This window comes from Pseudoduganella sp. RAF19 (genome assembly GCF_052114165.1).
Taxonomy (GTDB): Bacteria; Pseudomonadota; Gammaproteobacteria; order Burkholderiales; family Burkholderiaceae_D; genus Rugamonas.
Map to the genome: position 1 here is coordinate 1 of NZ_JBFREF010000006.1, position 15,804 is coordinate 15,804.

Sequence of the window (15,804 nt, forward strand, 5' to 3'; positions counted from 1 at the left end):
ACACCGGCTCCATCGAGCTGCCGAAGGACAAGGAAATGGTTATGCCTGGCGATAACGTGTCGATCACCGTCAAGCTGATCTCCCCGATCGCTATGGAAGAAGGTCTGCGCTTCGCAATCCGCGAAGGCGGCCGTACCGTTGGCGCCGGCGTKGTTGCCAAGATCATCGACTAAGAGCGATCTGAATCCGAGCCAAGACTAGCGCCCGTCTCTGATGGGTGCTAGAATTACGGATTCCACTGATAAAGTTTTACACGTAGGGGCGTAGCTCAATTGGCAGAGCGTCGGTCTCCAAAACCGAAGGTTGGGGGTTCGATGCCCTCCGCCCCTGCCACCGAATATGGTGCAGGGCACCGAAAGTAAAAAGTAAATGTCTAATCAATCCGTGCAAACCGTTAGCACGACGAACGATAAGTTCAAAGTCGTGCTGGCAGTGGTTGCGCTGGTTGCGGGCGTAGTCGGGTTCTTCTACCTGGCAGGTCAACCAACCCTGGTGCGAGCGATCGCGCTTGTGGTTGGTTTGCTCGTTTCCGCCGGCATCGCGTACACCTCGACCACTGGTCGCGAATTCATGAATTTCGCGAAAGAGTCCGTTCGCGAGACTAAGAAAGTGGTATGGCCAACCCGCAAGGAGGCAACCCAGATCACCCTGATCGTCTTCGGCTTCGTGCTGGTGATGGCGGTGTTCCTGTGGGGTACGGATAAGATTCTGGAATTCCTGTTGTACGACGTCATCCTGGGTTGGAAGAAATAATGAGCGAAATTGTGCAAGACGAGCCGGGCAAGGAAGAGCCTGAGCAGGCGGTTTCCACGCCGGTCAGCAACAAGCGCTGGTACGTCGTCCACGCCTACTCCGGTATGGAGAAGAGCGTACAGCGAGCCCTGATGGAGCGCGTTGAGCGCGCCGGCATGCAAGAGCAGTTCGGCCAGATCCTGGTTCCGACTGAAGAGGTCGTTGAAGTGCGCAACGGCCAGAAGTCCGTTACCGAGCGCCGTTTCTTCCCGGGCTACGTCCTGGTGGAAATGGAAATGACGGACGAAACCTGGCACCTGGTGAAGAACACCAGCAAAGTGACCGGTTTCATTGGCGGCAAGTCGAACAAGCCGACCCCGATTCCTGCGCGCGAGATCGACAAGATCATGCAGCAGATGCAGGAGGGTGTGGAAAAGCCGCGTCCAAAAGTGCTGTACGAAGTGGGCGAGCAAGTCCGCATCAAGGATGGTCCGTTCACCGACTTCAACGGCAATGTCGAAGAAGTCAATTACGAGAAGTCCAAGGTGCGTGTATCGGTCACCATCTTCGGCCGCGCAACCCCTGTCGAACTCGAATTCGGCCAGGTCGAAAAAGTTTAACGCCGCGGCGGAGCGTTTAATCCGCCACCAAGAGGAGCCCCGCCGCGTGCGGGGCGCTACTACTCAATCCAACGATAGGAAGTGCCCAAATGGCAAAGAAAATCATTGGCTTTATCAAGCTGCAAGTGCCAGCTGGTAAGGCAAACCCATCCCCTCCGATCGGCCCGGCTCTGGGTCAGCGCGGTCTGAACATCATGGAATTCTGCAAAGCGTTCAACGCGCAGACCCAAGGTATGGAACCAGGCATGCCGATCCCTGTGATCATCACCGCCTTCGCGGACAAGTCCTTCACCTTCGTGATGAAGACCCCGCCAGCGACCTACCTGATCAAGAAGCACTCCGGCGTGCAAAAAGGCTCCTCCAAGCCGCACACCGACAAGGTCGGCAAGCTGACCCGCGCTCAAGCGGAAGAAATCGCTAAACTGAAGACCCCGGACCTGACCGCTGCCGATCTGGAAGCGGCTGTGCGCACCATCGCTGGTTCCGCACGCTCCATGGGCATCACCGTAGAGGGCATCTGATCATGGCAAAACTGTCCAAGCGCGCTCAAGCCATCAAGGCTAAAGTAGACCGTACCAAAGTGTACGCCTTCGACAACGCAGTGTCCCTGGTGAAAGAACTGGCCACCGCCAAGTTCAACGAATCCATCGACGTGTCCGTCCAGCTGGGCGTGGACCCGAAGAAGTCCGACCAGGTGGTGCGTGGCTCCGTGGTTCTGCCAGCAGGCACCGGCAAGACCGTTCGCGTTGCCGTGTTCGCTTCCGGCGACAAGGCTGAAGCAGCGAAAGCCGCTGGCGCCGACGTGGTAGGTATGGAAGACCTGGCCGAGCGCGTCAAAGCCGGCGACATGCCGTTCGACGTGGTCATCGCTTCCCCAGACACCATGCGTATCGTTGGTACCCTGGGCCAGATCCTGGGCCCACGCGGCCTGATGCCTAACCCGAAAGTTGGCACCGTAACCCCGGACGTGGCTGGCGCCGTGAAGAACGCCAAGGCCGGTCAGGTTCAGTACCGTACCGACAAGGCAGGTATCATCCACGCGACCATCGGCCGCAAGTCGTTCACCGACGCTGATCTGAAGACCAACCTGGTTGCTCTGATCGACGCGCTGAACAAGGCCAAGCCTGCTTCGTCCAAAGGCGTGTACCTGCGCAAAGTGTCGATTTCCTCGACCATGGGCGCTGGCGTGCGTGTTGACCACGCTACCCTGGCAGCGTAATGAATTAAGTCCCCGCCGAAAGGTGGGGCGGATCTTTGGGCTGGCAGGGGCAACCCTGTCAGGCCTTCAAAGACCGTTGGGCTCGATGCATCAAGCAGGCATGGGGTTAATCGCCGGAAGGCGCCCAACGCAGATGGTGTACCCGAACAAGTTTCTGTAGTCCATTGGACTCCTAAACCTCGGACGCCGTTGTTCGAACCGATGTGCGGCGCAAGCCAAGCATCATTTAAGGAGGTTGACCGTGGGTCTCAATCTGAATGACAAAAAGGCCGTCGTCGCCGAAGTTTCCGCAAAAGTAGCAACTGCGCAAACTATCGTCGTGGCCGAATACCGTGGCATCCAGGTTGGTCACTTGACTCAACTCCGTGCTAAAGCGCGTGCGCAAGGCGTGTACATTCGTGTTCTGAAGAACACCCTGGCACGCCGTGCAGTAGAAGGCACGCAGTTCGCCCCTCTGGCCGATTCCATGACCGGTCCGCTGATCTATTCGATCTCGGATGATGCCGTTGCTGCAGCGAAAGTCGTCGCCGACTTCGCCAAGACCAACGACAAACTGGTTGTGAAGGCTGGTAACTTTGCCGGTAAACAGCTCGACGTAGCTGGCGTTACCGCACTGGCGAGCATTCCAAGCCGTGAAGTCCTCATCTCGCAGCTGTTGGGCGTTATGCTGGCTCCGGTGTCGGGCTTTGCACGTGGTCTGGCTGCTCTGGCAGCCAAGAAAGAAACCGAAGCCGCTTAATCGCTGGCTTAGTTTCTTAGTCAATACCAATTCTGTAGTATTACAAACAAATTAGGAGTTTCAAATGGCAATTTCCAAAGACGACATCCTGAACGCAGTGTCCGAAATGTCCGTAATGGACCTGAACGAACTGGTTAAGGCTTTCGAAGAAAAGTTCGGCGTGTCCGCCGCTGCAATGGCAGCTCCGGCTGCTGGCGGCGCCGCTGCCGGTGCAGCTGCTGCTGAAGAGCAGACCGAATTCAACCTGGTTCTGTCCGAAGTGGGCGCGAACAAAGTTGGCGTGATTAAGGCAGTTCGCGAAATCACCGGTCTGGGCCTGAAAGAAGCCAAGGACCTGGTTGACGGCGCACCGAAGACCGTGAAAGAAGCCCTGTCGAAAGCTGACGCTGAAGCCGCTAAGAAGAAGCTGGAAGAAGCTGGCGCCAAGGCCGATCTGAAGTAATTTGCGTAAGGCGGGGCAACCCGCTAAACGTGGGAAGCCAATCGGCGGATCTCCTCGGAAGAGGGGTCCGCCTTTGGCTCCTTTGTCGTCTGTGTTGTTGATGTTGTTGTTTTGATGTTGTTTAGCAGTGTGATTTAACGCAGTGGCTTGAGGTTTTGGCTGGCGTGTGCCAGTCAAAACCTGAAGCCTCTATCCTTTCCTGTCACTCACGGAGTGTCCATGCACTACTCATTTACTGAGAAGAAACGCATTCGCAAGTCTTTTGCGAAACGCGCCAACGTCCACAACGTTCCGTTCCTGCTGGCTACCCAGCTCGAGTCGTACGAAAACTTCTTGCAGGAGCACACTCCGGTTGCAACGCGCAAGAACGAAGGCCTGCAGTCCGCCTTCACCTCGATCTTCCCTATTGTTTCCCATAACGGCTTTGCCCGTCTGGAATTCCTGTCCTACGTACTGGGCGACCCCGCCTTCGACGTCAAGGAATGCCAGCTGCGCGGCCTGACCTTCGCGTCGCCGCTGCGCGCCAAGGTGCGTCTGGTGATCCTGGACAAGGAATCGCCAACCAAGCCCGTCGTGAAGGAAATGAAGGAGCAGGAAGTCTACATGGGCGAACTGCCCCTGATGACCAGCACCGGTTCGTTCGTGATCAACGGTACTGAGCGTGTGATCGTTTCTCAGCTGCATCGCTCCCCGGGCGTGTTCTTCGAGCACGACCGCGGCAAGACCCACTCGTCCGGCAAGCTGCTGTTCTCGGCCCGTATCATTCCTTACCGCGGTTCCTGGCTGGACTTCGAGTTCGACCCGAAAGACATCCTGTACTTCCGCGTCGACCGCCGCCGCAAGATGCCGGTATCGATCCTGCTGAAGGCGATCGGCATGACCCCGGAACAGATCCTGGCGAACTTCTTCGTCTTCGACAACTTCAACCTGCGTTCGGAAGGCGCCGAGATGGAGTTCGTGTCCGAACGCCTGCGCGGCGAAGTCGCGCGCTTCGACATCGTCGATCCGAAGTCGGGCAAGACCATCGTGGTCAAGGACAAGCGTATCAACGCCAAGCACGTGCGCGAAATCGAGCAGGCCGGCATCCAGCACATCTCCGTGCCGGAAGACTACCTGCTGGGCCGCGTGCTGGCCAAGAACATCGTTGATCCGGAAACCGGCGAAATCGTGGCCCTGGCCAACGACGAGCTGACCGAAGAAACCCTGGGCAAGCTGCGCGACGCCAACATCAACGCCATCCAGACGCTGTACACCAACGATCTGGACCAGGGCGGCTACATCTCCCAGACCCTGCGTATCGACGACACCGCCGACCAGACCGCGGCCCGTATCGCGATCTACCGCATGATGCGTCCTGGCGAACCGCCAACCGAAGAGTCGGTGGAAGCCCTGTTCAACGGCCTGTTCTACAGCCCTGAGCGCTACGACCTGTCGGCCGTGGGCCGCATGAAGTTCAACCGCCGTATCGGCCGTGACGAACTGACCGGCGCCATGACCCTGTCGAACGAAGACATCCTGGCCGTGATCAAGATCCTGGTTGAGCTGCGCAATGGCCGCGGCGAAGTGGACGATATCGACCACCTGGGTAACCGTCGCGTGCGTTGCGTGGGCGAGCTGGCCGAGAACCAGTTCCGCGCCGGCCTGGTGCGCGTCGAGCGCGCCGTGAAAGAGCGTCTGGGCCAGGCGGAAGCCGACAACCTGATGCCGCACGACCTGATCAACTCCAAGCCGATTTCGGCTGCCATCCGCGAGTTCTTCGGTTCGTCCCAGCTGTCGCAGTTCATGGACCAGACCAACCCGCTGTCCGAGATCACCCACAAGCGCCGTGTTTCCGCACTGGGCCCTGGCGGTCTGACCCGCGAACGCGCCGGCTTCGAGGTGCGCGACGTGCACCCGACCCACTACGGCCGCGTATGCCCGATCGAAACGCCTGAAGGCCCGAACATCGGTCTGATCAACTCGCTGGCACTGTACGCCCGCCTGAACGAATACGGCTTCCTGGAAACCCCGTACCGCAAGGTCGAAGGCTCCAAGGTGACCGACAAGATCGATTACCTGTCCGCGATCGAAGAAGGCCGCTACATCATCGCCCAGGCAAACGCCAAGGTGAATGAGCAGGGCCAGCTGGTCGACGAACTGGTATCGTCCCGTGAAGCCGGCGAAACCATCCTGGTTTCCCCAGAGCGCGTGCAGTACATGGACGTGGCCCCAGGCCAGATCGTGTCCGTGGCAGCATCGCTGATTCCATTCCTGGAGCACGATGACGCGAACCGTGCACTGATGGGCGCCAACATGCAGCGTCAGGCTGTGCCTTGCCTGCGTCCTGAAAAGGCGCTGGTCGGTACCGGCATCGAGCGCACCGTGGCAGTCGACTCCGGCACCACCGTGCAGGCACTGCGCGGCGGCGTGGTGGACTACATCGATGCGGGCCGCGTCGTGATCCGCGTGAACGATGAAGAAGCACAGGCTGGCGAAGTCGGTGTGGACATCTACAACCTGATCAAGTACACCCGTTCCAACCAGAACACCAACATCAACCAGCGTCCGATCGTCAAAGTGGGCGACCGTGTGGCCAAAGGCGACGTGATCGCCGACGGCGCATCGACCGACCTGGGCGAACTGGCACTGGGCCAGAACATGACCGTGGCCTTCATGCCATGGAATGGTCTGAACTTCGAAGACTCGATCCTGATCAGCGAAAACGTCGTGAAAGACGACCGCTACACCTCGATCCACATCGAAGAACTGAGCGTAGTTGCGCGTGACACCAAGCTGGGCCCTGAAGAAATCACCCGCGATATCTCCAACCTGGCTGAGAACCAGCTGGCGCGTCTGGACGAATCCGGCATCGTGTACATCGGCGCTGAAGTGCAGGCCGGCGACACCCTGGTTGGTAAGGTGACCCCGAAAGGCGAAACCCAGCTGACCCCGGAGGAGAAGCTGCTGCGCGCGATCTTCGGCGAAAAAGCGTCCGACGTGAAGGACACCTCGCTGCGCGTGCCGTCTGGCATGGTTGGTACCGTGATCGACGTGCAAGTGTTCACCCGCGAAGGCATCCCACGCGACAAGCGCGCCCAGCAGATCATCGACGATGAACTGAAGCGCTTCCGTCTGGACCTGAACGACCAGATGCGTATCGTGGAAGGCGACGCCTTCCAGCGTCTGGAAAAGACCCTGATTGGCCAGGTGGTCAACGGCGGTCCGAAGAAGCTGGCGAAAGGCGCCAAGATCACCAAGGAATACCTGGATGATCTGGACAAGTTCCACTGGTTCGACATCCGCCCTGCGGAAGACAGCCTGGCCGCCGCACTGGAAGCCATCAAGGAATCGATCAACGAGAAGCGCCACCAGTTCGACCTGGCCTTCGAAGAGAAGCGCAAGAAGCTGACCCAGGGCGACGAGCTGCAGCCTGGCGTGCAGAAGATGGTCAAGGTTTACCTGGCCGTTAAGCGCCGCCTGCAGTCCGGCGACAAGATGGCAGGCCGCCACGGTAACAAGGGTGTGGTCTCGCGTATCGTTCCGGTGGAAGACATGCCTTACATGGCGGACGGTACTCCGGCCGACGTGGTGCTGAACCCGCTGGGTGTTCCGTCCCGTATGAACGTGGGTCAGATCCTGGAAACCCACCTGGGCTGGGCAGCGAAGGGCCTGGGCATCCGTATCGGCGAAATGCTGCAAGCGCAGATCAAGGTCGAAGAGATGCGCAAGTACCTGACCACCGTGTACAACGAGACCGGTTCGAAGGAAGACATCGCCAACTTCAGCGACGACGAAATCATGTCGCTGGCGGCCAACCTGAAGAAGGGTGTTCCGTTCGCAACCCCAGTGTTCGACGGTGCGCACGAATCCGAAATCCGCCGCATGCTGGACCTGGCGTACCCGGACGAGATCGCAACCAAGCTGGGCATGACCGAATCGAAGAACCAGGTCACCATGTACGACGGCCGCACCGGCGAAGCCTTCGAACGCAAGGTTACCGTGGGCGTGATGCACATGCTGAAGCTGCACCACCTGGTGGACGACAAGATGCACGCACGTTCGACCGGTCCTTACTCGCTGGTGACCCAGCAGCCTCTGGGCGGTAAGGCGCAGTTCGGCGGCCAGCGCTTCGGTGAGATGGAAGTGTGGGCGCTGGAAGCATACGGCGCCTCCTACGTGCTGCAAGAAATGCTGACCGTGAAGTCCGACGACGTGAACGGCCGTACCAAAGTGTACGAAAACCTCGTCAAGGGCGACCACGTGATCGATGCCGGCATGCCGGAATCGTTCAACGTGCTGGTGAAGGAAATCCGTTCCCTGGGTATCGATATCGACCTGGAACGCGGCTAAAGCCTACGGCCGAAAACAGGTGGCAGCCACGGCGTGGCAGCCACCAGGTTTCCGCCTCGGGTTTCAAGCAGTTCACCAACACGCAAATTTAGAATTCATCACTACCTGGAGTGATACATGAAAGCCCTGCTCGACCTGTTCAAGCAAGTACAGCAAAACGAGTCCTTCGACGCGATCAAGATCGGTCTGGCCTCGCCTGAAAAAATTCGTTCCTGGTCTTACGGCGAAGTTAAAAAGCCTGAGACCATCAACTACCGTACCTTCAAGCCAGAGCGCGATGGTCTGTTCTGCGCCAAGATCTTTGGCCCGATCAAGGACTACGAATGCCTGTGCGGCAAGTACAAGCGCCTGAAGCACCGCGGTGTCATCTGCGAAAAGTGCGGCGTTGAAGTGACCCTGGCCAAAGTGCGCCGTGAGCGCATGGGCCACATCGAACTGGCTTCGCCGGTCGCCCACATCTGGTTCCTGAAATCGCTGCCGTCGCGTCTGGGTATGGTCTTGGACATGACCCTGCGCGATATCGAACGCGTGCTGTACTTCGAAGCATACGTGGTGACCGATCCAGGCATGACCCCGCTGAAGAAGTGCCAGATCATGTCGGAAGACGATTACGCCGCCAAGTACGAAGAGTACGGCGATGACTTCACCGCCTTCATGGGCGCGGAAGGTATCCGTGAACTGCTGCGCTCGATCGACATCCACCGCGATGCCGAAGCCCTGCGCGTGGAGCTGAAGGAATCGAAGTCCGAAGCGAAGATCAAGAAGTACGCCAAGCGCCTGAAAGTGCTGGAAGCGTTCCAGCGTTCCGGCATCAAGCCGGACTGGATGATCATGGAAGTGCTGCCGGTGCTGCCGCCGGAACTGCGCCCACTGGTCCCGCTGGATGGCGGCCGCTTTGCGACCTCCGACCTGAACGACCTGTATCGCCGCGTCATCAACCGTAACAACCGTCTGAAGCGCCTGATGGAGCTGCGTGCTCCAGAGATCATCACGCGCAACGAAAAGCGCATGCTGCAGGAAGCAGTGGACTCGCTGCTGGACAACGGCCGTCGCGGCAAGGCGATGACCGGCGCCAACAAGCGTCCGCTGAAGTCGCTGGCTGAAATGATCAAAGGTAAGGGCGGCCGCTTCCGTCAGAACCTGCTGGGTAAGCGCGTCGACTACTCCGGCCGTTCCGTGATCGTGGTGGGTCCACAGCTGAAACTGCACCAGTGCGGTCTGCCGAAGCTGATGGCCCTGGAACTGTTCAAGCCATTCATCTTCAATAAACTGGAGTTGATGGGCTTGGCCACCACCATCAAGGCTGCCAAGAAACTGGTTGAGCAACAGGAACCAGTGGTTTGGGACATCCTGGAAGAAGTGATCCGCGAACATCCGATCATGCTGAACCGTGCGCCGACCCTGCACCGTCTGGGTATCCAGGCGTTCGAGCCGGTGCTGATCGAAGGCAAGGCCATTCAGCTGCACCCGCTGGTCTGCGCGGCGTTCAACGCTGACTTCGACGGTGACCAGATGGCAGTTCACGTGCCGCTGTCCATCGAAGCACAGATGGAAGCCCGCACCCTGATGCTGGCCTCGAACAACATCCTGTTCCCGTCCAACGGCGAACCGTCGATCGTGCCGTCCCAGGATATCGTGCTGGGTCTGTACTACGCGACCCGCGAAGCAGTCAACGCCAAGGGCGAAGGCATGCTGTTCCCGGACGTGTCGGAAGTGATCCGCGCCTACGACAACAAGGAAGTTGAACTGGCCACCCGCATTACCGTACGTATCGTCGAGAATCCAAAAGATCCGGCGACCGGCGAGTTCGTGCGTACCCTGACCCGTTACGAGACCACCGTTGGCCGTGCCATCCTGTCCGAGATCCTGCCGAAGGGCCTGCCATTCTCCGTGCTGAACCGCGCGCTGAAGAAGAAGGAAATCTCGAAGCTGATCAACACTTCCTTCCGCAAATGCGGCCTGCGCGCGACCGTGGTGTTTGCCGACCAGCTGATGCAGTCGGGCTTCCGCCTGGCGACCCGCGCCGGTATCTCCATCTGCGTGGACGACATGCTGGTGCCGGAAGTGAAGAAGACCCTGATCGCCACCGCCGAATCCGAAGTCAAGCAGATCGAGCAGCAGTACGCTTCCGGTCTGGTGACCGCGGGCGAGCGCTACAACAAGGTCGTCGACATCTGGGGCAAGACCTCCGATGAAGTCGGCAAGGCGATGATGGACCACCTGAAGGTGGAAGACGTGATCCGCCGCGACGGCACCAAGTCGACCCAGGAATCGTTCAACGCGATTTACATGATGGCCGACTCGGGCGCCCGTGGTTCCGCTGCCCAGATCCGTCAGCTGGCCGGTATGCGTGGTCTGATGGCGAAGCCGGACGGCTCGATTATCGAAACGCCGATTACCGCGAACTTCCGCGAAGGCCTGAACGTTCTGCAGTACTTCATCTCGACCCACGGCGCTCGTAAAGGTCTGGCGGATACGGCACTGAAGACCGCGAACTCCGGTTACCTGACCCGCCGTCTGGTGGACGTGACCCAGGATCTGGTGGTGACCGAGGACGATTGCGGCACTTCCAACGGCACGCTGATGAAGGCGATGGTCGAAGGCGGTGAAGTGATCGAAGCCCTGCGCGACCGTATCCTCGGCCGCGTGGCCGGCACCGACATCGTCAATCCTGAAACCCAGGAAACCGCGTTCGAAGCCGGCACGCTGCTGGACGAAGACATGGTGGAAGAGATCGAGCGCATGGGCGTGGACGAAGTCAAAGTCCGCACCCCGCTGACCTGCGAAACCCGCTACGGCCTGTGCGCCAAGTGCTACGGCCGCGACCTGGGCCGCGGCATGCTGGTGAACTCCGGCGAAGCAGTGGGTGTTGTGGCAGCACAGTCGATCGGTGAGCCGGGTACCCAGCTGACCATGCGTACCTTCCACATCGGTGGTGCGGCGTCGCGTGCAGCAGTGGCCTCCTCGGTGGAAGCGAAGTCGAACGGTATCATCCGCTTCACCGCGACCATGCGTTACGTTACCAACGGCAAGGGCGCTCAGATCGTCATTTCCCGTTCCGGCGAAGTGCTGATTACCGACGACCACGGCCGTGAGCGCGAGCGTCACAAGGTGCCTTACGGCGCGACCCTGATCGTCAAGGATGGCATGACCGTGAAGGCTGGCGCTCCTCTGGCAACGTGGGACCCGCTGACCCGTCCGATCATTACCGAGTACGCCGGTACGGTGCGTTTCGAGAACGTCGAAGAAGGCGTGACCGTGGCCCGTCAGGTGGACGAGGTGACCGGTCTGGCAACCCTGGTGGTGATCGACGCCAAGCGTCGCGGCTCGCCGGGCAAGGCCATGCGTCCGCAGGTGAAACTGCTGAACGAAGACGGTCAGGAAGTGAAGATCGCCGGCACTGAACACGCAGTGGCGATCGGCTTCCAGGTTGGCGCGCTGATCATGGTGAAAGATGGCCAGCAAGTGTCCGTGGGTGAGGTTCTGGCGCGTATCCCGACCGAATCGCAGAAGACCCGTGACATTACCGGTGGTCTGCCACGCGTTGCGGAACTGTTCGAAGCACGTTCGCCGAAAGACGCGGGCATGCTGGCGGAAGTGACCGGTACTGTGGCCTTCGGTAAGGAAACCAAGGGCAAGCAGCGTCTGGAAATCACCGACATGGACGGCAACAAGCACGAGTTCCTGATTACCAAGGACAAGCAAGTGCTGGTGCACGACGGCCAGGTGGTGAACAAGGGCGAGATGATCGTGGACGGACCGGCCGATCCGCAAGACATCCTGCGCCTGCTGGGTATTGAAGCGCTGGCCCGCTACATCGTTGACGAAGTGCAGGACGTGTACCGTCTGCAGGGCGTGAAGATTAACGACAAGCACATCGAGGTGATCGTTCGCCAGATGCTGCGCCGTGTTCAGATCGTTCAGGCTGGCGACACCGACTACATCGTCGGCGAGCAGGTGGAGCGCTCCGAGCTGCTGGAAGAAAACGACAAGGTCATCGCACTGGGCAAGCTGCCAGCGACCTACGAAAACGTGCTGCTGGGTATTACCAAGGCATCGCTGTCGACCGACTCCTTCATCTCGGCCGCATCGTTCCAGGAAACCACCCGCGTGCTGACCGAAGCGGCGATCATGGGCAAGCGCGATGGTCTGCGCGGCCTGAAGGAAAACGTCATCGTCGGCCGTCTGATCCCAGGCGGTACCGGTCTGGCCTTCCACCGCGCCCGCAAGGAGAAGGAAGTGTGGGAAGCCGAAGAGCGCAAAGCCCTGCTCGACGCCGAACGCGCCGCCATCGTGGCCGAACTGCCAGCGGACGAACCGCACCACAGCGACGAAGCGTAAGCTTCGCCCCGCTGCAAAAAAGCCACCTTCGGGTGGCTTTTTTTATTTGTTTGATGAGTGGCGGCCCGGCCCGGGAATCAACGCTCAGCAGACGCTACCGCCAGTGCTGTGAGTCACTGCTCGCGCAAACAAAAACGCCACCCGAAGGTGGCGTTTTTAGCGGCTGAGGCCGTGTACCGTTTAGCGCCTGACCCCAGATCAGGCTTTGCGGCGGCGGGCGATGGCGAGGGCGCCGAGGCCGAGGCCGAGGATGGCCAGGGAAGCAGGCTCCGGTACGGCATTGACAGCGATATTGTCCAATGCCACCCAGTTTCCGCTGTCGCTACCGATGCTGAACGATTTCAGGCCGGTGAAGCCGGACAGCGCGTAGTTCGTGAAGTCATTGCCCACGGTCTTGGAATTGTTAGGACGCGTGTCCAGGTTGATGAGCTGCGTGATGGTCGTGCCATCCATGCGGGTGCCTTTCAAGGTCGCGGTTAGGCCGTAACCTGACCAGTTGACCAGATCCAGACTGTTCACGGAGAACGGCGTGGCTGTAACGTTGCGCATCGTCACGGTCGAGTAAGTCATCAGGAAGTCGGTTCCGTTATATGCGTCGTAGCCAGTATCGCCGCCGTTCGCATAACCGGAACGCATAAAAATATCATCGACGGTCGGCGCGAAGGTGAAGCCGTCGACGGTAGCGCTTTGGGTGCGCATTTGCGTGTACTGGTTGCTGTAGACGTACACGCTGCCTGGAACGTTGGTGCCGGCCAGATTGTTGAAGGTGATGACAGCAGCTTGGGTTTGCGCGCAGAAGGCGAGAGCGGCGGCAAAGAGGGCGGTGCGGAAGTTTGGCATGAACAAAAAACTCAGTTTAACAATGATGATTCAAAGTAAAGCAAGTTGTATAAAAGCAATTAAAATTGAATTGGATCAAATAGTTAGGGGCGGCCCAGACTGCGGCCGCCCCTAGAGTGTAAAATTTTCCGACAGTTAAGCGACCATCAGTTTTACAGATTTCAGGTCCACGCTGTTGGGGCCGACCGAGATGGTGAAGCTGCCTGGCTCCACCACGCGCTTCATTTCGAAGTTGTAGAAGCGCAGGTCGGATGGCTTGATGTCGAAGGTGACCGTGCGCTGCTCGCCCGGCTGCAGCGTCACGCGCTGGAAGGCCTTCAGCTCTTTCACGGGACGGGTCGCGGAGCTGATGTCGTCGCGAATGTAGAGCTGCACTACTTCATCGCCCGCCAGCTTGCCGGTGTTGGCCACATCGACCGATACCCTGGTCGACCCATCCACGCCAATCTTCGCCGCAGACAGACGCGGTTCGGAAATCGTAAATGAGGTGTAGCTCAAGCCAAAGCCGAAGGGATACAGCGGTTTGGTGGTGCCATCGATGTAGCCGCGGCGCGCGGATGGCTTGTAGTTGTAGAAGATCGGCAGCTGGCCCACATTGCGCGCGATGGATACCGGCAGCTTGCCGCCTGGGTTGGCGCGGCCGAACAGCAGATCCGCCGCGGCGTTGCCCGTTTCCTGCCCGAGATACCAGCCCTCGATCAGGGCGTCGGCACGCTCCGCCAGCAGGTTCACGGACAATGGACGGCCGTTGAGCAGGAACACCACGGTCGGCTTGCCCAGATCGAAGATGGCTTTCGCCAGATCGTTTTGCTGGCCCAGCATGTCCAGCGTCTGGCGGTCGCCGAGGTGGTTATCGGCCCAGGCTTCGCGGCTGGTCTGCTCGTTATCGCCGAGGACCATGATGATGGTGTCGGCGTTCTTCGCCGCAGCCACTGCGTCCGCGATCAGCTTTGCATTCACTTCCGGCGGCGTGAACTTGATTTCGTCCTGGCCCCAGATGCGGTGCTCGGTGATGCGCACACCTTCCGAGTAGGCGAAGGGGAAGCCCTGCTTCTTGCTCTCGGCTTCCAGCGCTTCGTGCAGCGATACCACGTGACGCGGCACGCCGGAGTAGCCACCGATCGGGCAATCCTTGGCGTGCGTACCAAGCAGCAGCACCTTGCCGACTTTCTGCGGGTTCAGTGGCAGCAGACCCTTGTCGTTCTTCAGCAGCACCGCGGAGCGCACAGCCGCTTCGCGCGTCAGCGCAATTGCGTCCGGCGTGGCGGTGAGCTTGTCGGCCAGGTCGGCGTCGACGAAAGGCTGTTCGAACAGGCCAGCTTCGAACTTCAGCGTGAGGATGCGCGCAACGACGGTGTCGATCTCCGCGACGGAAACCTTCTTCTCCTTCACCAGCTCCGGCAGGAATTTGTAGCCGAAGACATCCGGCGTTTCCACATCCACGCCGGCCTTGATGGCGCGGTAGGCAGCGTCCTTCGGATTGTCCGCCAGATGATGGCGGGTGATCAGTTCCTTGATGCCGAAGTAGTCGGACACCGTCACACCCTTGAAGCCCCATTCCTCGCGCAGCACCTTGTGCAGCAGCCAGTTATTGGCGTGCGAAGGCAGGCCGCCGATCTCGTTATAGGACGGCATCACGGCGCTGGCGTTCGTCTCGCGGATGATGCGCTCGAACGGCGGGAAGAATTCTTCGCGCAGGGTGCGCTCGCTCACTTCAGCAGGGCCGATATTGGTGCCGCTTTCCGGCTGGCCGTGGCCGGTCATGTGCTTCAGCGTGACGAGGACCTTATCCTTGGCCAGCTTGCGGTCTTCGCCCATGAAGCCCAGCACGGCAGCCTTGCCGATCTCTGCGCACACATGCGGATCCTCGCCGTAAGTCTCTTCAATACGGCCCCAGCGCGGCTCGCGTGCCACGTCCACCACCGGCGCCAGCGCGAAGTTCGCGCCGCGCGCGCGCATTTCGCGTGCCGCCACGCTGAACACCTTACGCACCATGGCCGGATCAAAGGAGGACGCCAGCGCGATCGCCTGCGGGAAGCTGGTGGCGTCGCGCGCCGCGTAGCCGTGCAGCGATTCCTCGTGCATGAACATCGGGATGCCGAGGCGTGTGTTCTCTACCGCCCATTTCTGTGCGGCGTTGACATAGCGCGCCGTTTCGGCGGCGTTGCGGTTCTGGTGGTCGCCTGCATCGCCTGCGCCGCCTGCTTCGGCGTGGCCCTGGCGGTCGGACGGGCGGCCAACCATGCCGATCCCGTGCGGATAGGTTTGCGCGGCTTTCTCGCCGGAGAACTTGCCGTTTGCTTCTTCGATGACTTTTTTGTCCTGCCATACGCAGAGCATCTGGGCGACTTTCTCCTCCAGCGTCATGCGGCCCAGCAGATCCTTTACACGCGCCGGCACGGGAGCGGCAGGGTCCTTGTAAAGCGGCCGCGTCGCGGCGGCAGCCATGGCGGCTGGCGCACCGAGGGCGCTGACGCCTGCGACGCTGGATAGAGAGGTGAGGAACTGCCGGCGCTTCATGTATTGTCTCCTGTTTTTATGT

General features: G+C 59.9%; 11 protein-coding genes and 1 tRNA gene. 10 read left to right on the top strand and 2 right to left on the bottom strand.

All coding sequences use genetic code 11. The annotated features are described in order from the left end of the window. From AB4Z19_RS16910 to rpoC, 10 genes are all read left to right on the top strand, one after another. On the top strand, positions 1 to 173 hold a 173-nt coding region (locus tag AB4Z19_RS16910), incomplete at its 5' end, for an elongation factor Tu (RefSeq protein WP_442025850.1). 84 nt (positions 174 to 257) lie between these two features. After that, a tRNA-Trp gene (locus AB4Z19_RS16915) sits at positions 258 to 333 on the top strand. 36 nt (positions 334 to 369) lie between these two features. Next, positions 370 to 753, top strand: a complete 384-nt coding sequence (secE, locus tag AB4Z19_RS16920; RefSeq protein WP_442025844.1) for a preprotein translocase subunit SecE — start codon at positions 370 to 372, stop codon at positions 751 to 753. Then, entirely contained in the window at positions 753 to 1,352 is a 600-nt protein-coding gene (gene nusG / locus AB4Z19_RS16925) for a transcription termination/antitermination protein NusG (protein ID WP_442025845.1), read from the top strand. The genes secE and nusG overlap by 1 nt, the downstream gene beginning before the upstream one ends. Positions 1,353 to 1,441: 89 nt before the next feature. Continuing rightward, positions 1,442 to 1,873, top strand: a complete 432-nt coding sequence (gene rplK / locus AB4Z19_RS16930) for a 50S ribosomal protein L11 (protein WP_442025846.1) — start codon at positions 1,442 to 1,444, stop codon at positions 1,871 to 1,873. Positions 1,874 to 1,875: 2 nt separating this feature from the next. Next, positions 1,876 to 2,571: a 50S ribosomal protein L1 gene (gene rplA / locus AB4Z19_RS16935; RefSeq protein WP_442025847.1), complete on the top strand. Its 696-nt coding sequence runs from the start codon at positions 1,876 to 1,878 to the stop codon at positions 2,569 to 2,571. Between the two features lie 241 nt (positions 2,572 to 2,812). Further along, positions 2,813 to 3,310: a 50S ribosomal protein L10 gene (gene rplJ / locus AB4Z19_RS16940; protein ID WP_442025848.1), complete on the top strand. Its 498-nt coding sequence runs from the start codon at positions 2,813 to 2,815 to the stop codon at positions 3,308 to 3,310. A gap of 64 nt (positions 3,311 to 3,374) precedes the next feature. Beyond that, positions 3,375 to 3,752 carry a 50S ribosomal protein L7/L12 gene (rplL, locus tag AB4Z19_RS16945; RefSeq protein ID WP_395403418.1) on the top strand — a complete coding sequence of 126 codons (378 nt, stop codon included), beginning with the start codon at positions 3,375 to 3,377 and terminating at the stop codon, positions 3,750 to 3,752. Between the two features lie 219 nt (positions 3,753 to 3,971). Then, on the top strand, positions 3,972 to 8,081 hold the full coding sequence (gene rpoB, locus AB4Z19_RS16950; RefSeq protein WP_442025849.1) for a DNA-directed RNA polymerase subunit beta: 4,110 nt from the start codon (positions 3,972 to 3,974) through the stop codon (positions 8,079 to 8,081). Positions 8,082 to 8,198: 117 nt separating this feature from the next. After that, positions 8,199 to 12,422: a DNA-directed RNA polymerase subunit beta' gene (gene rpoC / locus AB4Z19_RS16955; RefSeq protein WP_442035665.1), complete on the top strand. Its 4,224-nt coding sequence runs from the start codon at positions 8,199 to 8,201 to the stop codon at positions 12,420 to 12,422. Positions 12,423 to 12,620: 198 nt separating this feature from the next. Here rpoC and AB4Z19_RS16960 read toward each other — a convergent pair whose 3' ends face one another. Together AB4Z19_RS16960 and AB4Z19_RS16965 are read right to left on the bottom strand one after the other, a co-directional pair. Beyond that, positions 12,621 to 13,262 (bottom strand): PEP-CTERM sorting domain-containing protein, encoded by a 642-nt coding sequence (locus tag AB4Z19_RS16960; RefSeq protein WP_442023960.1) that lies wholly within the window; start codon positions 13,260 to 13,262, stop codon positions 12,621 to 12,623. Between the two features lie 135 nt (positions 13,263 to 13,397). After that, complete coding sequence (locus AB4Z19_RS16965; protein WP_442023962.1) at positions 13,398 to 15,782, bottom strand: glycoside hydrolase family 3 N-terminal domain-containing protein; 2,385 nt, start codon at positions 15,780 to 15,782, stop codon at positions 13,398 to 13,400. Positions 15,783 to 15,804 lie beyond the last annotated feature (22 nt).